The organism is Catenovulum maritimum, from assembly GCF_001050375.1.
Lineage (GTDB): Bacteria > Pseudomonadota > Gammaproteobacteria > Enterobacterales > Alteromonadaceae > Catenovulum > Catenovulum maritimum.
On sequence record NZ_KQ130506.1, the window covers coordinates 25,741 to 49,644 of the forward strand.

Annotated in this window: 20 protein-coding genes; 14 read left to right on the plus strand and 6 right to left on the minus strand. The window is 39.2% G+C overall.

Annotation, left to right across the window (positions count from 1 at the left end; all coding sequences use genetic code 11):
- Positions 1-74: 74 nt before the first annotated feature.
- The 4 genes from XM47_RS16800 to XM47_RS16815 form a co-directional block, all read right to left on the minus strand.
- Positions 75-1,115, minus strand: a complete 1,041-nt coding sequence (locus XM47_RS16800; RefSeq protein WP_048695151.1) for an IS110 family RNA-guided transposase — start codon at positions 1,113-1,115, stop codon at positions 75-77.
- Between the two features lie 83 nt (positions 1,116-1,198).
- Complete coding sequence (locus XM47_RS16805) at positions 1,199-1,480, minus strand: cell division protein ZapA (protein ID WP_048695155.1); 282 nt, start codon at positions 1,478-1,480, stop codon at positions 1,199-1,201.
- Positions 1,477-1,722: a hypothetical protein gene (locus XM47_RS16810; RefSeq protein WP_048695158.1), complete on the minus strand. Its 246-nt coding sequence runs from the start codon at positions 1,720-1,722 to the stop codon at positions 1,477-1,479. The genes XM47_RS16805 and XM47_RS16810 overlap by 4 nt, the downstream gene beginning before the upstream one ends.
- Positions 1,723-2,107: 385 nt before the next feature.
- Positions 2,108-2,560, minus strand: coding sequence for an energy transducer TonB (locus tag XM47_RS16815; protein ID WP_172656555.1), 453 nt, complete (start codon positions 2,558-2,560; stop codon positions 2,108-2,110).
- Positions 2,561-2,730: 170 nt separating this feature from the next.
- Between XM47_RS16815 and XM47_RS16820 the strand changes: the two genes are divergently transcribed.
- The 7 genes from XM47_RS16820 (at position 2,731) to XM47_RS16850 (ending at position 16,319) form a co-directional block, all read left to right on the plus strand.
- The gene (locus XM47_RS16820; protein WP_048695161.1) at positions 2,731-4,860 is read left to right on the plus strand and encodes a TonB-dependent receptor plug domain-containing protein; all 2,130 of its coding nucleotides are present in this window, start codon (positions 2,731-2,733) and stop codon (positions 4,858-4,860) included.
- A gap of 46 nt (positions 4,861-4,906) precedes the next feature.
- Positions 4,907-6,025: an HmuY family protein gene (locus XM47_RS16825; protein ID WP_048695164.1), complete on the plus strand. Its 1,119-nt coding sequence runs from the start codon at positions 4,907-4,909 to the stop codon at positions 6,023-6,025.
- Positions 6,026-6,090: 65 nt separating this feature from the next.
- Positions 6,091-6,717, plus strand: a complete 627-nt coding sequence (locus XM47_RS16830; protein ID WP_078061950.1) for a MotA/TolQ/ExbB proton channel family protein — start codon at positions 6,091-6,093, stop codon at positions 6,715-6,717.
- Positions 6,704-7,009, plus strand: coding sequence for a DUF2149 domain-containing protein (locus XM47_RS16835; protein WP_048695167.1), 306 nt, complete (start codon positions 6,704-6,706; stop codon positions 7,007-7,009). Before XM47_RS16830 ends, XM47_RS16835 begins: the two co-directional genes overlap by 14 nt.
- A 100-nt stretch (positions 7,010-7,109) precedes the next feature.
- On the plus strand, positions 7,110-11,309 hold the full coding sequence (locus XM47_RS16840; RefSeq protein ID WP_245623493.1) for a cobaltochelatase subunit CobN: 4,200 nt from the start codon (positions 7,110-7,112) through the stop codon (positions 11,307-11,309).
- Between the two features lie 141 nt (positions 11,310-11,450).
- A complete protein-coding gene (locus XM47_RS16845) occupies positions 11,451-15,677 on the plus strand; it encodes a cobaltochelatase subunit CobN (RefSeq protein WP_048695170.1) in 4,227 nt (1,408 codons plus the stop codon).
- Positions 15,678-15,863: 186 nt separating this feature from the next.
- On the plus strand, positions 15,864-16,319 hold the full coding sequence (locus XM47_RS16850; RefSeq protein WP_048695171.1) for a GDP-mannose mannosyl hydrolase: 456 nt from the start codon (positions 15,864-15,866) through the stop codon (positions 16,317-16,319).
- A gap of 48 nt (positions 16,320-16,367) precedes the next feature.
- Here XM47_RS16850 and XM47_RS16855 read toward each other — a convergent pair whose 3' ends face one another.
- Positions 16,368-17,282, minus strand: a complete 915-nt coding sequence (locus XM47_RS16855; RefSeq protein ID WP_245623494.1) for a DMT family transporter — start codon at positions 17,280-17,282, stop codon at positions 16,368-16,370.
- A 23-nt stretch (positions 17,283-17,305) separates the two neighbouring features.
- Here XM47_RS16855 and XM47_RS16860 point away from each other — a divergent pair, with 23 nt between their 5' ends.
- The 6 genes from XM47_RS16860 (at position 17,306) to XM47_RS16885 (ending at position 21,572) form a co-directional block, all read left to right on the plus strand.
- A complete protein-coding gene (locus tag XM47_RS16860; protein WP_048695174.1) occupies positions 17,306-17,887 on the plus strand; it encodes a uracil-DNA glycosylase family protein in 582 nt (193 codons plus the stop codon).
- Positions 17,888-17,992: 105 nt separating this feature from the next.
- A complete protein-coding gene (locus XM47_RS16865) occupies positions 17,993-19,129 on the plus strand; it encodes an FAD-dependent monooxygenase (protein WP_048695177.1) in 1,137 nt (378 codons plus the stop codon).
- An 83-nt stretch (positions 19,130-19,212) separates the two neighbouring features.
- On the plus strand, positions 19,213-19,437 hold the full coding sequence (locus tag XM47_RS16870) for a DUF4177 domain-containing protein (RefSeq protein WP_048695180.1): 225 nt from the start codon (positions 19,213-19,215) through the stop codon (positions 19,435-19,437).
- Positions 19,430-19,654: a membrane protein insertion efficiency factor YidD gene (gene yidD / locus XM47_RS16875; protein WP_048695183.1), complete on the plus strand. Its 225-nt coding sequence runs from the start codon at positions 19,430-19,432 to the stop codon at positions 19,652-19,654. Before XM47_RS16870 ends, yidD begins: the two co-directional genes overlap by 8 nt.
- A 25-nt stretch (positions 19,655-19,679) precedes the next feature.
- Positions 19,680-20,072, plus strand: coding sequence for a TM2 domain-containing protein (locus XM47_RS16880; RefSeq protein ID WP_048695185.1), 393 nt, complete (start codon positions 19,680-19,682; stop codon positions 20,070-20,072).
- Between the two features lie 159 nt (positions 20,073-20,231).
- Complete coding sequence (locus XM47_RS16885) at positions 20,232-21,572, plus strand: DUF4403 family protein (protein ID WP_149865546.1); 1,341 nt, start codon at positions 20,232-20,234, stop codon at positions 21,570-21,572.
- A gap of 204 nt (positions 21,573-21,776) precedes the next feature.
- On the opposite strand, the gene XM47_RS16890 is transcribed toward XM47_RS16885, so the two are convergent.
- Positions 21,777-22,739, minus strand: a complete 963-nt coding sequence (locus XM47_RS16890) for an integron integrase (protein WP_048695190.1) — start codon at positions 22,737-22,739, stop codon at positions 21,777-21,779.
- Positions 22,740-23,470: 731 nt separating this feature from the next.
- Between XM47_RS16890 and XM47_RS16900 the strand changes: the two genes are divergently transcribed.
- Complete coding sequence (locus XM47_RS16900; protein ID WP_048695194.1) at positions 23,471-23,896, plus strand: hypothetical protein; 426 nt, start codon at positions 23,471-23,473, stop codon at positions 23,894-23,896.
- The last annotated feature ends 8 nt before the right edge of the window (positions 23,897-23,904 follow it).

The window sequence follows — 23,904 nt, forward strand, 5'->3', positions numbered from 1 at the left end:
TTGGTCTTACCTTTTAGTTATGCATCATTGTAGAACTCGGTTTAACAACGTTTATATTAAGGTGTATCGGACACTTAGCTCTCCATTGATAAAGGAATCGATTGATAGCTTTGCCCTGAACGCAATAGTGCCCATGCCGTTCTGATCGTTTTATTTACTAACGCAATACAAGCTCGCTTAACTCCAGCCCTTTTGACTAAATCAATTAGCCATTGTTGCTTTTGGCTTTTTGGCTTATCGGGAAGGCTAGTAATATAGGATAATGCACCAAGGTAAAGCACGGAACGTAATTTCTTATCGCCTCCCTTTTTGTCAATTCCAACCATAATAGTTTTTCCTCCACTACTATGCTGCTTTGGTGTTGCTCCTATATACACTGATGCTTGTCTACCATTTTTAAATCCTTGTCCATTACCTAAACTACAAAATAAACCTGCGGCTCCAATTTCTGCGACGCCTTCAAGCTTCATCAATCGCCTACAAGGCTCAGATTGTGTGACTTGTCGCTGTAATAATTTATCTATCGTCTTGTATTGTTTCTCGGTTTCCAGCCACTGTATTTGCAGTACGCCAAGTAATACTTTAACGATATTGGGTAATGTTTCATTGTCAGGAGAAATATATTCTTCCATACCTAAACGCAAAGACTTTTTACCTGTATTTAGTTTCACACCGTATTCGTATAGTAAGGCATAGATATGATTACCTATTTGAGTTAACGATTTATCTAAAAAGCGTCTTGATGTTTGAAGCGATTGCAAGTTTTGTTGTTCAATCGTCATCACTTGGCAAAAAGTCATATTGGGTTGACGAACAGCGACAGCAATTCCGATAGTGTCATTGGCATCTGTTTTTTGTTTACCAATAAATGGTTTTACTTTTTTGGGCGGCATACCTCGTACAATATGACCATATGCTTGCGAAAAACGCCCCCAATGATGAAAGCTACCACAGCCCTCCATGGCAACGATGCATGGTTTACTATTGGCAATGATCTCTTTTGCCTTTTTAGGAGAAACCGCTTTGTTAAAGAAAATTTCACCTGTTGGGCTGACTTTACTTATTTGAATAACACGCTTTGCAAGATCGAGTGAGATAACGTTATGATGATACATGTATGGGCTCCTTTGGTTTGGTGACTACCACGCTACTTCAGTAGGGTGGTGGAGTCCATACATCGAGTTAAGGTTATTTAGGGTTATAAGACTTTAGATATTTTTTCAGACAATTGCTCTATTTTGACTAGATTATCGAGTTCTTCATTTTGTTGTTTTTGCTTGTTTTCGTTTAACTCGTAACACAGGTTTAATGCGGCAATGAGAGCGACATTAATTGGGTTTGCATTAGGGGTTTTTGCTTGCATCTCAGTTAGCTTTTTATTTAAGATTTCAGCAGATTCAAGCAGAGCATCTTCTTGCCCAGCAGGGCAAGCGACGGTCAGTTTTCTATCTAATAATGTGATATCTAATTGTTGGCTCATGCGGTTGCTTGTTCAAGACGAGATAAAAGTTGGTTAATTTGATTAATTGAATCGTTATGCTTTTCTTCTTGCTCTAACATTTCTAATTGAATTGTTTCATTTTCGTCGATTAAAGTTGCGATCTTCTGTTCTAGCTCTGCCTTTTCAGATTTAGCTTGATTGAGTTCTTGTGATAGGGTTTGGTTCTTTTCAATTAAGCTTTCTACAAGTTGTTCTAACTTTGGTAATACTGTGTTTAGCATGATAATTCCGAGGCAAAGATCTGAAGACAAAATAGGAGCGCTAATTTACTCAAAAACGATATGGAATACTAGGGTGTGTTGGCGTTTTATGTGCACTCACTACATTTCAATCGCTATACTTTGCCTAAATCTCAAACAAACTGCTGCAAAATTGCACTCAAAAGATCATCACACCCTAGGGGGCAAGCACTTTTGATGGATATTTTTCGTGAGTTTATTGGTTTAATAATTATTTTTGCTAACGACTATTATTAAGTGAGCTTAACTCGGAATAACAACTTGCTTTGATGAGGGAATTCTTCCTGATAATTTCTTATCCAGAGTTAAAGTTAACTTGGTTCAAATAGAACTGATTAGCCTATTTGAACACAAGCTTAAGTATATTCTACTTGCCAAGATTAAAGTCTAGGCGAACTTCTAATCCTGATTGTATAACGGCTTCACCATTCACTATTCTAGGTTTATAAATCCATTTACTCAATGCTTGTTGAGCTTGATGATCAAATACACCATCGGGCACAGAGTCTATTACTTTTATATTAATGGTTTTGCCTGTTGGGCTTATATCAAAGCTCATACTAACCCAACCTTCTATGCCACCTCTTGCTGCGCTTGCAGGGTATCTAGGCGCAAATCTAGCGATAGGAGTTGCATCCGTTGCTACTTTTCTTGCCTGTGACACATTTTTCATCTTAGCTTGCTGATTATTCGCAGATTGAACCTCTGCTGTTTGTGCATCTGAAACTCTGATAGGGGAGTTTGAAGATGCAGTTGTTGTACACGCCGTCAGCCAAAAGGCTATTACAGTTAGAGTCGTTAAGGGAATTATTTTCATCATCTGTCTATTCATTAGTGCAAATAAAACAAATGTAGCAAGAAAGACATAAACAAACCAGCTAACTTAAATACCGGGTAATAATATTGCAACTGATAAGTATTATCATTTGTATCTAATGGGTTGTTTGTGTATTATAGTTGCAATTGAAAACTATTCTCATTTGTATTTAAGTGAAATTTAAAAAATCCCTAATCTCAGCTTCTGTATTTTTTACCTGCACTAGCCTAGTTCAAGCTGCAGACACACTAAAAAGTCACCAAGAGTTGCGGAAAAACCAGCAGCATCACACAGAGACTATTGTTGTAACCGGCACTCGTACACCCAAATTACTTTCGAATTCACCCGTTAAAGTGGATGTAATTGACGCGATTCAAATGAAAGTGCTGACAAGCAGCACAGTTGCTAAAGCGCTTAACTTTATTCCTGGTGTTGTTGTTACTCGAAATGCGAAAGATGGATATAACATCCAGATGCAAGGGTTTGATGGCGACAATGTCTTGGTTTTAGTTGACGGCCAACCTCTTATTTCGCCAACTGGTTCCGCTGTCGATTTAGATCAAATCAGCGCGCATGATATCGAGCAAGTTGAGGTCATTAGAGGGGCAGCGTCGGTTATGTACGGCAGTGCTGCCATGGGCGGTGTGATAAATATTATTACCAAGCAAATGGACAGTGACAGTTTTGAACCTTATAGCAAGATAGACTTAGAAGTCGGTCGTTATCTAGGAAACGAAATTGAAAAAAATAAACTGGCTAAACAAGTCAGGTTAACGACTAATTTTGAGCTGCATAACTGGATAAATAGAGCGAGTTTGCTCGTCAAAGAAACACCTGGGTTTGATCTTGAACCTGAAAATGTACAACAAAATGCCGGTCAATTAGATAAAACATTTTTTAATTTTGCTAGCAACGGCAAAATTTCAGGCATCAAAACCTCAGTTAAATATCAATTTTTTAGTGAAGAAAAGGCAAGAGCAACCGGTAGCGTACCTGGCTCTAGCCCAATACAATTACTTTATTACACCTCGGACGTTGACCAGCATCAAATCGATTTTTCTATGGGTCAGGATGTGTTCGATAAAACTAGTCACAGGATCGCAGATACAAGTTGGCAGTTAAATGCACGAATGATGCGCCACGATGAAATTAGCGGCTCGGCAACTAAACGAGACGCCAACATCGAGTTGTATGAATTAAATGCTCAGCATGTCTGGAAGTACTCTGATTTAGCCTTCTCCTTTACTAACCCGCTCGCTTTGTTTAGCCAAGCTACTAATAAAGACATTAACTTAAACGGCGAAGCCGAGATAGTCGCAGGTGGCGTATTGCACCAAGATAAATTATCTCAAGTTAATTTAGTTTCAGGTAAGTATGAAATTGAGCCTTCTTCTCGTGAAAGTATCGAAGGCTTCCTTCAAGCTAACTGGATTAATGATGAATATCAGGCATTAGTTGGTATTCGTACTCAGCTTGATTCTGAATTTGGTTTTCATAGCGCCGTTAGAGCAAGTGGTATGTGGGATTGGTCGCAAGACGATAATAAGCTGCAATGGCGTTTTGGTTTAGGCCAAGGCTATAGAGTGCCAAATTTAAAAGAACTGAAATATGAATTTGATCACTCGGCATTAGGCTACATGGTACTGGGAAATCCAGATTTAAAACCAGAAAATTCTTGGTCAGCCAACTCTACTTGGGATTTTCAGACCGAAGTTAACTCTGGTCTGTTAGCCGGTGGTCAGCTTAAATCTGAGTTGAACCTGCATTATTCAAAAGCAAATAACTTTATCGAATCTTTTAACGACCCAATCCTTTCTAGCGATCAAGGCTTAGACATTTCGGTTTATAACAATATTGACCGCGCAACTATGCAAGGGGTCGATACTAGCTTTGAACTGAGATTTGACACTTGGTACAGCCAAGTTAGCTACAGCTATTTAGATGCTAGAGACGGCAATCACACACGTTTGAAGCATCGACCATATCATCAAGTTAAGGCTAATTTGGGCTATAGCCAAATTAACTGGGACTTAGACGCCGTTTTATATCTGGTTTATCAAAGCAACGAACACTTTGACAAGACTATTTTTATAAATGGTCAAGAAACCGCAGTTAATCAATTAGATAACGAGTGGTTAACGGTCGACTTTAAGCTTAATCAACAAATTAACAAATTCATTGGCTGGCGATTTGGCGTTGAAAATATTTTTGATACGCACCAAAGCCCAGTTGAACCAACACTTTTCGATGCCAGAGATAATACCAGTCGGTATGTTTACTTCGGCATGGATTTTACTTTTTAACCCATTTAATAACCAAATTTAATTACCCATCGTTTTTGGAGAGAATATGACTTTTAACACTAATTTATCACTTTCTGTATTAGCAGCTTTAGCCTTAACAGCTTGTGGTGGTAGCTCAGATTCAGAAAACGTAACTGATAATAATGATAAACCAGCCGTTGATACTATCTACGGTCCATTATCAACAGGTGCTTTTCCGAACCGTGTTTTTGCGTACTTCGATTTAGAAACTATGACTCAAATAACTTTAACGGATGAAGAAGCAGCAACCAATACGGACTGGGACATAGCTTTTAAAGGTACAGATGTTTATCTGAACTACAACAATACTCAGGCACCGGTTAGCTTATATTTCACCGGCAATAATGCTGACTTTTTTGATGCTGCTGGAACTCGAATTGACTCAGCGTTTGTTAATGCCACTGCTGAATCTGAGTTAGCCGATTTTGACGCCGTTTCAACTGCGTCAATCCCAACAGCAGCAGATGCTTTTATTGTTGATAGCAACGAAAAAATTATTAATGGTAGCGGCGGTTTTTATACTTATAACACGACGAGCCATCAAGTATCGGCTAACCAAGACAATTTCTTTATTGTAAATTCAGATGACACTATCACTAAATTTAGAGTGACAGATATAACAACATCTGGATTCGTTATAACAAACTTAACGCTTAAATTTGCCAATCAAGGTTTAAGTGCCGATGCGTTTGATACCACAGAAACTGAAGTTATGCTGGATGCGACAGATGCATGTAATAATTACTCAGGTGTTTATATTGATTTTGATGACTCTAGTTACCTCGTAAGCTCAACAGATGCTTGGGATATTAGCCTGCCATGTGGCACAGCGGGTGCTGACTTTGAAATAGATATCGCCGATGATGCAACTGCAAGACGCGATTTTGACAACCTTTTTACCGGCATACCTCGTGATTCGATTGTGCATTACAACTTCCAGCCGAATGAAGTCACTGAGTTCGCATTTAAAGCTTTACCTTGGTACACCTATGCACCTGAAGGTGGTATTGCGCACGGTATTTACTCTCAATTTGGGGTTTATTTAATTAAAACCTCAAGTGCTACGTACAAGTTCCAAATTACAAGTTACTACGACAGCCAAGGTGGTTCTGGCAATTACTCATTCCGAGCTGCTGCTCTTTAACATTTAATGGGTAATGGTAGTTATCATTACCCATTTCTTATTCTTGTTTATGTCGGTAGGATTTTATGATTTCTCAAATCGAACAACTCATGTATCAGTTGTCAGACTTTTTTATGGCACCTGTGTTACTGCTTATCTCCTTGTTGTTTATTTACGCTTTATTTGCAACGGGCTGCTACATAATGCAGAGTATACAGCGCAAACAAAACCGCGCTAATTTCTTTCAATTTACCCATACCAAACTGGGTGAAAAAACGGATTTAAATCTTGCAGGGTATCCATTAGCACAATTAGCGAATGCGCATAATGCTGTGACTAAAGATCAACTTGATGTGAGCGCTTTAGAGGAGCTAGAAGGCGTTAGAAATGTCAGTCGCCTTGCGCCTATGTTAGGTTTAATTGCGACTATGGTTCCTATGGGGCCTGCGCTAAAAAGTTTAGCTGACGGCAATATTCAAGGGATCAGTGAAAACCTAATTGTCGCTTTCTCAGCGGTTGTTTTTGGGTTGGTTATTGCCTCAATCACCTTTTGGATTGCGAGCGTTAAGAAGCGTTGGTTAGCGCAAGAATTAGTTGCATTAAGCCCGCTATTAGCTGAAAACCAAAATGACAAGGTTAAAGCGAACTGTCAAGAAAATAATGTGAAAGGGACATCAGCAACTGAACTTGGAGCACAAAATGCGGCTGCTTGATGAAGATGAAGGTATTAACCCTGCTTTATCCGTCGTTAACTTGGTCGATGTTTTTTTAGTTCTTGTGGCAGCTTTGCTAATTGCGGTAGCGCAAAACCCACTTAATCCTTTCATGGCGGAAGATGTGACTGTGATTAAGAATGAAGGCAAAGACAATATGGAGATAATTGTCAAAAAAGGGAACAAAATAGAAAGCTTTAAAAGCCAAGGTGAGACAGGTAGTGGTTCTGGTAAAAAGGCCGGTACAGCTTATGAAATGGCAGACGGCTCTATTATTTACGTTAAAGAGTAAAGTCATTTACTACTGGAAAACAATCCCCTTTGCACAAGGTCGAATTATCTCGACCTTCCCATTTTAGGTCGAGATAACCGACTTTACTGAGCAAATTTACATGAAAAAGATAACCAAACTAATCCCAATGTTAGCGATTGCAATGGTTAGTTTACTCGCTATATTTCAATCGCTGGCGAATACGCCAACTTCAAGCGTTGAGCCGAAAATTCATCAAGCATCCAATTCGATAAAACCCCAGATTTTGTTACTCGGATCCTCGCATGCGGCTAAAGCAAAGAGTGACTTATTAGAGAAGCTGGCTGCAGGCAAAAATTTTGAATTCGTGATTACCACAACGACAAAATTAGCCGACGACGAACTTAAAGCCATTTGGAAAAATGCCAGCTTAGTCATGATGGATGGTATTAACCCAGCCTTGTCTAAGTTTATGTTTGCTAAGTATCAGGCTTGGTTAACGCAAATGCCTAATGTGCCCGTTATTTCACTTGGTGATTTAGACAACCAAAGCATGAACCAAGGTTTAGCGCCGCAAGATCATCAAACGATTGGTGCTTATTTTAAAAATGCAGGGCGAAACAATTATGCCAGCATGATGGATTACATTGCTTATCGGTTTATTGAGTTTAAGCCCAGTGTTATGGTAGCTAATCCGAATATAGTGCCAAATATAGGTGTTTATCACCCCGACTATAAAACGCTAGTGACCAAGGATGAAGCTGATTTTTATACTTGGCTAAACCAACGCCAGCTAGTAAAGCTTGCTGAAAATGAAACCGCCAAGCAACCTACAGTAGCGATTGCTATGCATCGTAGTGTTGTGGATTATGAGCAGCAGCAAATTGTCGATGCCATGATCCAAGGATTAGAAGCTAAAGGCGCAAAAGCATTTGGTTTTTTCTTTGAAGGGGAAGATGAAAATTTAACCTACCCTGAATTATTACTAGACGATAATAATCAAGCTAGAGTTGATTTACTGATTAATTACCGTGCTTTGCACTATGTTGAAAAGCGTCGTCAGGAATTTACTCAAATTGGTGTTCCTGTAATACACGCTATGAATTATACCGAGGGCAGTGAGGCAGATTTTAAAGCGGATAATGCGGGTATTTCACCTTCATTAACGCCTTTCTTTTTAGTGATGCCAGAAGACACAGGCAGCACAGATCCAACCATAATCGCGGCTAGCCCAAAAGAAGGCGAAAACGCGGGAAACAAAGTGGTTATTCCTTATCAAATGAATGCCCTAGTTGAGCGCGCCTATAATCATGCACGCTTAGCCCATATTGATAATAGTGATAAAAAGATTGCGACTTTTATCTGGAATTACCCTCCAGGCGAGAAAAATATCGGCGCGGCTTTTTTAGATGTGCCTAGCTCTATTGAGCAAATTGCCAAAGCTATGATTCAGCAAGGTTATCAAATTAAATTTCCGCATCAAGGCATGGGTGATAAAGGTCAATTAAGAGATTGGTTGATCGAATCAGCTGGTTTATTACTACGTCCTTATTATCGTGATGAAGATGCAGAAGGATTAATTGATAAAGGGTTAGCAGATTACTTGCCGCTCAGTACCTATTTAGCTTGGTTTAATCAATTACCGCAAGATGTCAGAACCCCTATTGTCGAACGTTGGGGAGCGCCGGAAAAAAGCGCTATGTTACGCCAAGCCACGATAAACGGCGAAAAAGTCGATGCTTACGTTATTCCGCGTATGGATTTAGGTAACATGATAATCATGCCGCAAGGTTTACGTGGCGATAACGCAAAAGAAAGCGCAGCTTTGTATCACGACACTAAAGAGCCCGCAAATCATTCGTATTTAGCTATCTACTTATATGCCCGCCAGCAGTTTGGTGCTAATGCTTTTGTCCATTTAGGCACTCATGGTTCACAGGAGTGGTTATCGGGTAAAGAGCGAGGTTTATCAGTTTATGATGCACCTAATCTAGTGATTGGCAACTTACCGGTTTTCTACCCATATATAATTGATAATGTGGGCGAAGCTATGCAAGCTAAGCGCCGCGGCCGTGCAACTATGATTAGCCATTTAACGCCTGGGTTTGCCAAGGCTGGTTTATATGCCGAAGTAGCGGTATTAAATGAAAAATTAGCCAACTACATGATGTTAGAGGCGGGTCAAACCAAAGCCAATACCGAAGCCGAAATTATCAAGCTGGCGATTGAGCTCGATATGCTTAAAGATTTATCTGCTAATTCAGGCGAATCTATCGACGAAGCAGAGCTTAAAGCTAACTTCGCGAATTATGTTGCAGCCATGCAAGATCATTTAAATAGTCTGGCACAGATGAGCCAACCGTTAGGTGTTCATACCTTTGGTGTGCTCCCTAAAGATGCCCATTTATATACCACTATGTTGCAAATGCTAGGTGACGAATATCTTGCTCGTGCAGCGGTTTATGAAAAGGAGAATGGCCTTGTTTATCAAATGTCTGCCGAGCAGCAAAGTGACGCGGATAAAGAGATGGCAAGATTAGGGGTTGCTGAATTAGCTAGTTTAGAAGGTTTCCAATTACTAAAAGCATTTTTATCTGCTGAAAAGTCAGGCCAAAAACTAGCCGATTTAACCCCTGAGTTAGAGGCAGACCTCAAACAAGCAAAAGTGTATTGGGATAATTTTCAAGCCATCAGTGAAATAGAAAGTCTATTATCAGCGCTTGATGGTCAGTATATTCCAGTTAGCCATGGCGGCGACCCTATTCGCAACCCGGATGCCGCACCAACTGGGCGTAATCTAATTGGTTTTAACCCTGCTAAAGTGCCGAGCAAAGAAGCTTACGCTGCTGGTGTTAGCTTAATGAATCAAACCATAGACGCCTATGTCGCCAAGCATGGTCGCTATCCAGAAAAGTTAGCTTTCTCATTATGGTCACTCGAAACCATGCGTCATCAAGGCGCGTTAGAGGCGCAAATCCTTCATGCACTTGGTTTAAAGCCTGTATGGAACCGCCAAGGCAATGTTAGCGGCACTGAGGTTATCGAATATAAAGATTTAGGACGCCCGCGTATCGACGTAGTTATTTCTGCAACTGGCTTATATCGAGATGCTTTTCCTAATGTGATGCTATGGTTAGCTGAAGCGATAGATACAGTAGCTAAGATGAAAGAAGAAAATAACTTTGTTTATCGTAATGCAAGCCAATTAAAACAAAGCTTAATCGCAGAAGGTAAAACGGAAGAAGATGCTGATTACTTGTCGTCAGTTCGTATTTTCTCGAACGAAACGGGTAATTATGGTACTGGTTTAGCTGGCGCCAGCTTAGCGTCAGGTACATGGGAAGATGATAGTAAACTTGCCGATTTATACACACGCCGTATGGGATTTGCCTTTGGTAAAGATGAAACTCGCTGGAGTGAAAATATGGGCGAAACCGATCTTTATAGCAAGGTATTGTCGGGTACTGAAGGTGTTATCTTTTCACGCTCAACTAATCTATACGCCATGATGACGAATGATGACCCATTCCAGTATTTTGGTGGTATTGGTTTAGCTGTGCGTAATTTAGATGGCAAAACACCTGAAATGTATGTGTCTAACTTGCGTAAAAAAGATCAAGTTAAAACCCAGACCCTAGCCGAATTTGTCAATCAAGAATTACGTTCACGCTACTTCCACCCGCGTTGGATTAAAGCCATGCAAGATTCTGGATACGCAGGCGCGACTGCTATTTTAGACAGGGTTAATAACCTTTGGGGTTGGGAAGTGATGACTCCAGAAGCGATCCGTGATGACCAATGGCAAGAATTTTTTGAAATTTATGTGGATGATAAATATCAAATGAATATGCGTGAGTTTTTCCAAAATAATAACGCTGAAAGCTTAGCGCAAATCATCGAGCGAATGTTAGAAGCCGAACGTAAAGACTATTGGCAAACAGATGATGAGACAGTTAAAAAGCTAGTTGAAACTTATGCTGAGTTAGCCGTGCAGTTTGATGTGGCGACTAACAACGATAAATTCAATGAATATATGGATCAAAAACTAACTGGATTTGGCCAACAACCTTTGTCAGAGCAATTGGCAGCACTGGATTTAGCGGCTGCTGTACCTGCGGCTAACAGCCAAGCTGAATCAGAGCAAGTACAAGGCCAAAAGCTAGAAAAGCAAAATCAGAAAAATATTGAGATTGATCATTCATTCTTATATCAGTCGTTATTTGTCATGCTACTCATCATGCTTATTGGCGGTTACTACCAAGTTCGTAGTGCTAAAGCGGGTAAGCATCACAGCCATAAAGTAATTCAGTTTGCCCAACACAAGCAAAACAAAGCCGCTTAACTTAGCAACTCAGTCCAATAATCTTTTGGGCTGAGTTTACTTGGTTGCCAGAGCTTTGATTCAGACTCTACTCTAACTCGATACTCTACCCCAATTTAATTGACCTTATATCTATAGACACCTAATCCATAAGAGATAAATATGAAAATAATCACCCGATTTAGTTTAATGCTGGTGGCATTATGCTGCTGGTCATTAACCGTAAAGGCGAATGAAGCCGCTGATATCTTATTTGTGAGTGCAGCACATTCTAATAAAGCCAAGGTTGGATTATTGCATAAAGCTGCATTAAATAACCCAAGCGCAGTATGGAATATTAAGCAGAAAAACGCCAAAGACCTGACTGATATGGCAGCAGCACAAAGCCTATTTAGCCAATATGATTTAGTCGTGCTAGATGCTGTGTCGCCTCGAGAAGCGAGTAAAACATACCAAGCTTTTATCACCAGCATTGCCAACACAGAAACCAAATTTATCGCATTTAATTGGCTTGATAATCAAGCTGCGCAAAAGGGAATAAGCGAAGCACAGCAGCAAACCTTACAAAGCTATTGGAAAAATGCAGGCCTAGCTAATTTAAATAACATGCTGAGTTATATTGCCTATAATTTATTAGGGCATCGTAATCCGAGCTCGGCCACTGTTCCTGAGCCTATTATATTCCCAACTCAGGGTATTTATCACCCTAACCAAGCTAAGCTGATTAGTGAAAGTTTAGCTGAATATCAACAATGGTCTGCGCCAAAAGCAAATCAAGCCAAGATTGCGCTCCTGATGCAACGAGCCTTGATTGAAACCGAACAAACTCAGTTAATAGACACCACTATTGCCCTATTGGAAGCTAAAGGTGCTTATGTTGTACCTTTCTTTTTTGAGCTAAGCCCTGTTAGTGGCGACTATAGTCATTTACTCCAAAGCGAAGTAAAGCAAGGTGGCACCCTAGTTGGTAAGCAAACAGAAGTTGATCTCATTATTAACTTTAGGAATATTCATTGGGCGAACAAACGTAAGCTCGAATTTGAGCAATTTGGCGTACCTGTTATGCAGGCAATGACATATTATTCCGGCGACCAACAAGCTTGGGAAGCTGATATGCAAGGCGTTGCGCCAGGTATGATGGCATTTACACTCGTTTTACCCGAAACCGCAGGTGTGGTTGATCCTATGGTTGTAGCGGCAACGGATCGAAAAACACAAACCACAGAAATTATTAGCTATCAATTAGAGCACTTGGTCAACAAGGCGGTTAATGTCGCTAATTTGAAATATAAAGCGAACCAAGATAAAAAGCTGACTGTATTTGTTTGGGGCGATAAAGATGTTGGTGCTTCATTTATGAATATTCCAGCGAGCATTGAAGCTATCAGTCAAAGACTCGCAGCCGAAGGTTATCAAACTGGTGAACGCGATGCCCAATACATCACAGCAAATATCAAAAAAATTCTGGACCCATTTTATCGTGATTTTGAGTTAACTGAGTTGCTTGAACAAGACCTAGCGGAACTCATGCCAATAGATGAGTATTTAGCATGGTTTAACAGCTTACCTGCTGAATTAACCAAGGAAATCCGTGATCACTGGGGAGAGCCCAAAGAAAACTTTATGGCGGTGGAAAAAAACGGTAAAGACTATTTCATTTTGCCAAGAATTAGAAACGGCAATATGTTGGTTATGCGTCAGCCTTCGCGCTCAGATAACAAAAACGACGAAAACCAAATTTATCATCAGGGACTCGTTCCTATGAATCATTTTTACCTCGCAGCCTATTTTTATGCCAGACAATATTGGCAGTCTGATGCCATAGTGCATCTAGGTACGCATGGCTCGCAAGAATATTTAGGCGGTAAAGAGCGCGGTCTTTCAATTTATGATCAAGGTAATCTTGCCGTTTGGGATACGCCTGTCGTCTACCCTTTCATTGTGGATGATGTCGGTGAAGCTATGCAAACAAAGCGACGCGGTAGAGCAACGGTTATCTCTCACATGACGCCTCCCTTTGCCGCCGCAGGTTTACACGGTGACATGAGTGATTTACATGAACTGATGCATCAATACAAAGCGTTAGACCAAGGCGGTGTTAAGCAGAAAACAGCTAAACTAATTGCAGAAAAGTGTATTGAAATTAATATATGTAACGACATAGGTTGGAATCAAACTCAAATCGAAACCGCTTTATCTTCGACTACTGAGTGGAGTGACTTTTTTAGTCTCTTACATAGCCACATGGAATCTTTGGCAACTGCAAACCAGCCACTGGGTTTACATACCTTTGGCGCATTGGCTGAGCAAGACTTAGTTATTTCTACCCTAGTGCAGATGTTAGGCCGTGACTTCACCGGTTTAGCAACCGAGTTTGAACATCAAAATTATTTGAATCAAGATGAAACCAGACATGCTGAGCATGGCGATGAAGAACATAGCCATAGCTATCACAACACAAGTCATAAACATGATGAAGACTCAGATCATGAGCACTCAGATCATGAACACGCAACCCAAGCGCATCAAGGTGATGAATTAAAAAGCTTATCTGTCAAAAAATTAGCGGGATATTTAACCGCATTAAATTACATTATTAAAGACGGAGATAACAAAGCAAACAGACCGATAGCGTTTGATGATTTAGATGAAGCCTTACAAACTCAAATAAATCGCGGCATTAAGCTATATCAAAACATGGCTGGGATCCGTGAACTCGATAGCATGGTTGATTTTTTACAAGCTAAATATATTCCAGTTAAAACCGGTGGCGACCCGATCCGTCATCCTGAATCATTGGCGACCGGTTATAACCTATATGGTTTTGACCCATCAAGAGTGCCAACGCCTGCGGCTTATCAACAAGGGCAAGAGTTAGTTGAAGAAATGATAGCTAACTATCAGAAAAAGCATAATACCTATCCAGATAAAATGGCATTTTCGCTTTGGTCAATTGAAACTATGCGCCATTACGGTGTCCTTGAATCGCAAATCTTATACGCCATGGGGGTTAAACCTAAATGGACACCAGATGGTAGAGTGATAGGCACAGAAGTTATCCCTTATAGCGAATTAAAACGCCCAAGAGTTGATGTGGTTATGTCTGCAACTGGGTTATACCGAGATGCGTTTCCAAATGTGATGCAACTTTTAGCCAAAGCGGTTAAACAAGTCGCTGAGTTAAAACAAGAGAGCAATTCTATCTGGGATAATTTTGTTCAAATCAACAGCGAAAAAGTGAAGCAGAGCTTAATTGAACAGGGCGTTGCAGCCGATGAAGCTGAATACTTATCAAGTATTCGTATGTTTTCAAATCAATCAGGTGATTATGGTTCAGGTGTAGATGACTCAACTTGGGCGAGTGATACTTGGGAGAGCGATAAAAAAATCTCCGATAATTACTTAGGCAAAATGGGCTATTTCTTTGGCCCAGATAGCTCTCGTTGGGGAGAAAAAGCCGTCAATGCGCAAGGGGAAGACGTACAGCTATACGCTAAGCAATTGTCTGGGACAGACCTTGCCATGTTTGCCCGATCTTCTAACTTGTTTGGCATGTTAAGTACAGATGACCCGTTTGAATACTTTGGTGCATTAAGCCTAGCGGTACGCAATATAGACGGTAAAAGTCCAGATATGGTTGTGGCTAACTTACGTGATGCAAATAATGCAAAAGCAGAAGATGCCGCTTTGTTTATGGCCAAAGAATTGAGAACACGGAATTTCCATCCTCGTTGGATTGCTGAAATGCAAAAAGAAGGCTATTCAGGCGCAGTATCTATGGCGTCTAGAATCGATAACTTTTTTGGTTGGCAGGTGGTTGATCCTAATTTAGTCAGAAATGATCAGTGGGATGAATTTATGGATGTTTACCTAAAAGATAAATTGAACCTAGGGTTAGATGAATGGTTTGAAGAAGTTAATCCAACAGCACTCGCTAGAATGATGGAGCGCATGTTAGAAGCCGAACGAAAAGATTACTGGCAAGCAGATCCTGAGCGTTTGAAGCAACTGGTTGAAAAATATGTCGACTTTGTCAATCAATATGACTTGATAGTGTTAAATGACGCACTTAGAGAGCATGTTGATGAATTAGCCAAGGGATTTGGTTCACAAGCTTTACAAGCCGCTAAAACGGCAGAGGATATGGCAGCTCAAGCTATGGCTCAAAAAGCGAAAAATCAGACTCAATTGGCTCAAGAACCTGCGTTAAATGATAGTGCCAAACAGCAAGTTGAAGGACAAAAGCTGGAAAAACAAACAGAGCAAAGCCAGACTGAAGATAACGATTTTATTTGGCAATGCTTAGCGATTATTGCTTTGATTATGTTACTTGGTGCGATTTACCAAACTAGGCAATCTAAGCAAGCAAACAAGAAGTTTGCAAACTGAGTTCAGCTAAATGTAAGCACCAAGCAAACCAAAGCGAAAAATAATGCAGCTTAATCTGCTAGTATAGAGCTAAAGTCCTAAACGTAAGTGGTTAAATGTTTAGGCTTAGCTCTATTATGCGTTTGAATTGAGCTTTATGCTAAGCTAGGCCCAAATTTAAAGTCGTAATTTTCTACACGTAAAAAAATGGATAAGATAAAGTTTTTAGACATAATCAACTCAACACCTTTGGTGTCGATTGATTTAATTATTGAAGATCAAAATGAGCGTTATTTACTTGGGCAAAGAGCGAATAAACCCGCTCAAGGTTTTTGGTTTGTACCAGGTGGTAGGATACGTAAAAATGAAACCCTGCAGCTTGCTTTTGAGCGCATCGTTACAACCGAATTAGGTGCTAGCTGCATTGAAAGCTTAAACTTTGACGATGCCAAATTATTAGGGGCATATGACCATATTTACTCAGATAACTTTGCAAACGAAGCTGATGTGAATACTCACTATGTTGCGCTTGGTTATAAATTGAGTGTGACCGAAGCAATTCATTTTGATAAAGATAATCAGCATTCGGAGCTGAGCTGGTGGTCTAAATCTGAGTTAATGGCAAGTGAGCTAGTACACCAGAATACCAAGAACTACTTCTAATTTTAAAGCTTGGTCTTTTAGTGAAAACACCAAGCGTAAAATAGCCCACTAACTCGTTACCGGTTTAGTGCGGCTTTTTAGCTTACCTGCAGCAATAACTAAAACGATTCCCCCTAAAACCAATACTGACGCAATAATTAGCCGAGTTGTAAGTTGTTCAGAAGCAAAAGTGACCCCACCTAAGGTTGCTAAAATGGGGACTAATAATTGTAATACCCCTGCTTGAGTGATACTGATGTTTTTAATGGCTAAATACCAAATCGCATATCCTAACCCAGAAGCAATAGCGCCGGATGTAACCGCGTAAACTAAGCCGAGAGTATCCATTTCGATTTGTTTAAAACTAATTAGGGCCAGTATTACAACTAGGGGGAAGGTTCGAATAAAGTTATAGCTAGTATCGCTGAGTGGATTCACTGAATTTTTGCCTTTTAAGGTATAAATTCCCCAAGCTATGCCAGAGATAAGCATTAACACAAAGGCTAAAAAATTAGGCGTAGCGACGCTTGGTATGACTAAGTAGGTTAAACCAGAAAAAGACACTACAACCCCAAGCCACTCATGTAAATTTAATTTTTTTCCAGATAAGTAGCTGGCGGTTATCATAGTTAATTGCACCGCACCGAATAAAATTAAAGCGCCAGTGCCAGTATCCAATAATAGATAAGCGTATGAAAAAGTAACGGCATATAAAAACAGCATTAAACTGGCAAGCCAACTACCTTTAGCTTCAGCTGCTTTTATTGGCTTGGTCTCAGTTAACGAACTTTTACTGGCAAATAACTTTGTCATTAATAACAGAATACTTAATACCAGAGTGGCCGAAACCAACCTAACTAGGGTAAAACCAGCTGCATCTGCATGCTGTTCGCCAAGTGCTAAACGACATAAAATTGAGTTTCCAGCAAATGCAATTAGGGCTAAACTGGTTATTAGAAAAGTTTTAATGGTTAATAAATTCACTTTTACTCATTATTTGGTGTTGTTTGGATAAATTATTACAAGATATTCGCAACTGTCAGTTGTGCGCAAAAAGCTTGCAGCATAAACCTAGACCTGTGGTACAAGCAAATCCTTCCGCCAAAATACTAATTATTGGCCAAGCGCCGGGTGCTAGGGTTCAAGAGTCAGGCATTCCTTTTGACGATGCGAGTGGTAATCGGCTCAGAGATTGGATGGGAATCGACAAACAGACTTTTTACGATTCAAGTCAATTAGCCATTATGCCAATGGGATTTTGTTATCCTGGCAAAGGGAAATCTGGCGATTTACCGCCTAGACCCGAATGTGCACCTAAATGGCATCAGTTATTGTTAACTCAAATGCCCAATATCCAGCTTACTTTATTTATAGGCCAATATGCGCAAAAATATTACCTCGGAGACAAGCATTTAAGTTTAACCGAAAGAGTCAAAAACTGGCAGGCTTATCAAACCCAATATCCAATTCCATATTTTGTGTTACCCCATCCGTCACCGCGCAACCAGATCTGGTTAAAGAAAAACCCTTGGTTTGAATTAGAAGTGGTTGAAAACTTACGCACAAATATAACAGCGATTTTAGGTTAAGTCCTTAATCTAATTAGTTGTATCACACTGTGGCTGGTATCATTTGTTATCATGTGGCGACTATCAAATCGGTAATGGATTTCTGCTATCTTTAGGCAATTAAAAATGAATAAAAATAAAAAAATACTCATAGTTGGAGCTGGTATTGCGGGTATTAGCTTATATCGCAAGTTAAGAGCCTTTGGCTTTTCACCTGATATCATAGAGCAGGCAGACTCTTGGCGACAAGATGGCGCGGCTATTTGTTTGCCCGCTAATGCCGTGTTAGAGCTAGACAAGCTTGGTCTTAAAGATGAATTACTCAACTCGGCTCATCAAGTTTTCGACATTGAATACGCTTTAGCTGATGGCAGAGAATTGGCATCGGCTTCGCTAAAGCAATCACCTTGTGATAAAGCGCCATTTGTTGCTTTAATGCGTGGTAAATTAATGGAAATTCTTAGAGCTGGAATTGACTTAGCCGAAGTTAAATTCTCCACTCAAATCGATTCAATCTCTCAGAGCAGTGAACAAGTATTGGTTAACTTTAATCATGGCGGCACAGCACAATATGATTTAGTGATAGCGGCGGATGGGATTAACTCTAAAACTCGAGGGCTGGTTTTTCCAAATTCTGAATTGAATTATTCAGGTGTGACTAACTGGCGCTTTACCGCGCAAATATCGACAAAAAATTTACACCCTGTTTATTATGTGGGGAGCGACTCCGCCTTTATGATTTATCCTATTGCGGATGATAAAGTATATTGTTATGCGCAAATTTTCGATAAAGATAAATCGTATTTTAACCAAGCAGCGCATGAAGCGATTCAAACACTGTTTAAGCATTATTGTCAGCCAGTACAGCAAGCGATTGCTCAGCTAAATAGGCAAGATATAGTCGTAGGTGAGTTGAAGTCGGTTAGCCAAGTTAAGGCCGTACAGCAGAAGGTGTTATTAATTGGAGACGCGTTACACGGGTGTCCGCCTAGTCTGCAGCAGGGTGTTGGGTTAGCTTTGGAAGATGTTAATTGTATCTCTGAGTTATTAGCTCAAATGCCGATCGAGCAAGCTCTAGTTCAGTTTGAATCCAATCGACTTACCCGAATTAAGTGGGTAGTGGATGAATCTAATAAAATTATTAAATTAGCAGGAATCGGTCGATTTGCGATCGGTCGCTTTTTACGTAATTTAAAAATTAAAAAAGGCGGACCGGCCAACGTTATAGGTTGGAAAAAGTTATTATCTGAGAAAGCCTATTAGTTTGATTTAAGCAAATTGGTTAAATTCAGATTCTCTTGTTATGCTTGATTTTCCAGAGTTTAATCAATTTAAATGGCGTTATTATGGCTAGGTTTGATGAATATAAAGTAATGCACGTGGTTGAAGGCGGCTGTGGCACCTTGTTATTTGGCTCGAGCGGACTTCCGCTTAAAAGGTTGGAATCAACCCTAAATCAAGAGGCTGCAGATGGTTGGGAACTGGTATTTCAAGTGATAGAAAATAAAAGGTTTTGGTTATTTTGGAGTCGAGAATCCGTGATTGTAACCTTAGGGCGAAAACGTGGTTAAACGCGCTATTTTAGCTGCCATTCGCCGCTATCAAGTGAATGGGGGGTCAAAGCATTACTTTGGTTTAGCCTGCAATTTTTCGCCTACCTGTTCAGAATATACGGCCCAAGCGATTGAAAAATATGGTGTGCTTAGCGGTGTTAAACTGGGCATAAAGCGAATTTGTCGCTGTAACCAAAGCGATTGCCCAAGCACATCTTATGATCCGTTAAACTAGCACTTCACTGATTGGTAATAGATTTATGGATGAGCAATTTTTAAAAGATGAAGAAGAAGCTTTAAGACAACAAATTGCCGAGCTCTCGCCAAACCAAAAAAAACTTTATTACCGGCTCGAAGTAAAAAGGATAAAAGACCCAGATACTTACGCGGCACTTAATTACTTCTTTATTGTCGGCTTGCATCATTTTTATCTAGGTAAAAATCTAAATGCTGTGATCGATATTGCATTATTAGTGATTGGACTGTTGACCATTACGAGTTATGGTTGGGTTTTGCTTGCAGCGGTTAGCTTATACGAATGCTTCCAATTATTTAATAGCCAGAAAATACTGCATCAATATAATAATCAAGTGATGCGTTCAACCTTAGCTGAAGTCAGTAAAATGACTCAAGCCGATTTAAATCAGATTTAATCAAGATAGATTTTATTTTTACCCTATGAATTACCCAGGTTACCTATTTTGTATTTAACAATATTAACGACACCATTGTATTTATTTTCGCGGTTAAGCAAATTAACCACAGTGCTATTTTTATTCATCCTGTTTTTATTGGGAAGTACGGCCAATGCTATGACAAATTCAAACAATCAATCGACCGTTTCTATGCCTATTGAGGTGAGTTTGGAATTTGTTGAAGCCAAGCTGAATGACGCACTGCCGGATCTACTCGCAGATATCAATGAGCCCAATCGAATTTGCGTTAAAAATAAATTCATTAAATTAAGATGTGACCTTAATGGCTGGGTTAAGCGTAATGGTGAGATTAAACTTGCTGGATTTAATGATGCTTTACATTTTTCTATACCGATAAAAGCACAAGTATCGGCGAAAGCAGGGATTAGCGAAACAGTTAATGCTGCTGCAACCGTTTATATTATTGCGAAACCTAAACTAAATGCTGATTGGTCTTTGTCGGTAGAGGTTAACCCAGATTATAAATGGGATAAAAAGCCAAGTTTGGAACTATTTGGCCTGATTAAAATTAGTTTTGCTAAGCAGGTCGATCCTCAAATTCGAGCTAAGATGAATGAGTTTGTCGCTGAGATCCCCGAAATGTTAGCGAATTTAAAATTAAGGCGACAGGTCGAATTGGCTTGGCAAAAAATTCAAGAACCAGTGGAAATAAATGATAATCCAAAGCTGAACTTATTGTTTAGTCCTAATTTAATTGGTTACTCCGGTCTAGCAATAACTCAGCAAGCGATAAAAACGACAATTAATGTTTCTGGGCATACCGATGTTTTCTTAGGTGAAGTAGAAGCTCAGCATAAAGCGCCATTATTGGATATTAGTGAAACTAAGCCGCTTAACCAAGGAAGCTTTTCACTTGGCTTGCCTTTAGTTATTCCATACCAAGAGATGCTGGATGCAATTAATCAAAAGTTACCAAATGGATATGAAAAGAAGTTAGATAATGAAGGCAAATTAAAAGTTTATAACCCGGATATACAAAGCAGCGCTAATGGCTTATTGGCGATAAAACTTACGCTTGAATATGACAACCGCTCTCGATTTTTAAGATGGATTGATGTTTTTAATTGGTTTAGTTTTAAAGGGACAATTGCTTTTGAAGGTAAGCCTAGCCTAAATAAGTTAGACCGAAGTATCACGCTAGATAGTTTGGAATATCAGGCCAATACGGATAACTCTATTTTAGATGGTTTGGTTTCGGTTGCGCGTATTGAAATGATCCGAGAATACATAAAACAAAAAGCTAGATATTCATTTGGCGATAAAGTGGATGAAGGGATTGCAAAGGTCAACAAAGCGCTAAATAAACCAACAGATAAAGATGTTAAGGTACTGGCATTGCTAGAAAATATCAGTGTAGATAACTTAGTGGTGAATCAAGATAGTTTAGTGGTGGATACACGCTTGTCTGGATTAGTGAGTGTTAAAGTTGAGCCGTAAATTTCAAAGTGGATGGACGGCTATGAATTAGCGATTGTACTGATCAATATCTGTAGCTTATATTTTACTGTTATTGAATAATAGGTTCATTTTTCACCTGACAGGCAGCTATGAGTGAGAAGCAGATCTTAATTAGCTTTTAGTTGAAAGCTAGCTCTCGGATCCAAAGCAAGCACCTAGTTTTCTATTAGAATTTTGACTATTTTAGTACGCCAGATCCAGCGGGCTGCGAGCATAGCCAAATTTAGAACCAATAACATGCGTGTAAATTTCAGTTGTTTTTACATCATTATGACCAAGCAGTTCCTGAACTGTCCTAATGTCAGCGCCAGAACGCAGTAACTCAGTTGCAAATGAATGCCTGAAAGTATGAGCTGTCACGCGTTTATCTATAGCTGATTTTTTGACTGCCTGTCTGAGTTGTTTTCGAAATGCGGTTTCGTGAATATGATGACGACAAATATAGCCATCTTGTGGATGCATGCAGCGAACACTCGATGGGAAGATGTATTGCCAAGCGGTATCTTTGGCTGCAGACTTGTACTTATTGATCAAACTGATTGGCATAGAGGCAAGACCAAAGCCGTCTTTTAGATCTTGTTGATGTAACTGCTTAGCGTTTTCGATTTGGGCTTGTAACGGGACAATTAAATTTTCAGGCAACATTGTACAACGATCTTTATTTCCCTTACCACGGAAGATAAAAAGACTTTTATTTTGAAAATCAATGTCTTTAACCCTTAGTCTTAGTGCTTCACTTATTCTTAAACCTGCACCAAATAGTAGACTGGCTATGATTTGATATTTGCCTGACAGGTTAGTAATGATTGACATCGCTTCTTGGGTACTCAGTACCGTTGGGATGGTTTTTTGCCGTTTAGTAAACGAATATGCAAGCTCAGTAATTTCTTTTTTAATGACATATCTATACATGAATATTATTGCACACAGCGCTTGATTTTGAGTCGCTGCACTGACTTGCCGATTGACAGCAAGATGATTTAAAAAGCGCTCAATTTCTGAATTCCCCATATCCTTTGGGTGTTTATAATCGCTAAAGCGAATAAAGGTACGAACCCAATGTAGATAAGATTTTTCAGTTGTATAACTGTAATGCTTGGTTCTGAGCTCAGTTCTAATTGACTCGATAAATTGAGATTTAGCCATCAATAAATCCTCCAACCTGATTGCTGGTTATTTATACAGTTATAATGGCAAGATGCCAAAAACTCAAATTATTTCTCGCTTTGTTTTTAACAAGGTATTGGTTTCCTGAAGATAATAGTAATTAACAATATGATTTTATTTGTTTTTTATAATAGTGAATTTACATAACGACCCTATATTTGACTCGCTTTGACGATTGGCTTGGTTTCTAGCCTAAAATTGTTGTTGCACTTTAGTTAATTTAAGCTTAAGTTTATGAAATTATTAATTTAAAACTTATTGGAATGGCGTTGTTATACTTAATGTTGAAAAGTTCTATACGCACTTCTAATGATTAAGCTGTTATGTTTTCATGGATGAATCAGAGTTATGATTAAAAAAATTGGCTTTTTTATAATGGGAATTCTCTTTATGGGAATTTACATACCCTTATCATTAAAAGTATTTTCTGGCTCAGAACAAAATATCCATTATGCACAAAATGGACTTATGTTTGGTAGTTATACTTTAATAGGTTCTTTCATATTCATGACTATTTTATTACTTATAATTTGTAACTATCTTATCGATAAAATATTTATAAAAACTAGTAAAAAATAATATTGTTCTTGTTAACATTTAAAACATAACAAGTCACTCAAAAGGACAAATAACAGTTGGTTTTTGCTCCTTCGTCGCTTATTTTAACCAACTATTATTTGCCTCTTAGTGAGGCGTTAGGTGCAATATTCATGCTTCGGTATATTTTACAACTATTCTTACTCATAACTGTTGCATTACCCTGTCAAGCAATCGCATCGGATCACAGCCCAGACGGAACTTGGCGACTTGAAATTAATAATTTAAATAATTCAACCATCAGTGTTGCTCACATTAAGTTTACTAAAAAAGTTTCACGTTCCTGCATTGAAGGTGATTGGAAAAAAATTAAGTTTGTTTCGGTAACTGCATCAGATGAAAATTTTTTCCCTATTACCCAAGAGATATCTTATAAAATCAGCGAAGGTATATTGATTATTGGTCGCAATGGAAGGTGTGATTCATATTTACACCTAACGGGTAATTTTATCGGCAATGGCACAAGAGGTGAGTACAGGACCTTTGGGCTTAGTCATAATAAGTTGCTGGGAAAATTCTTAATCAATAACATCAAGTAATTGCACCT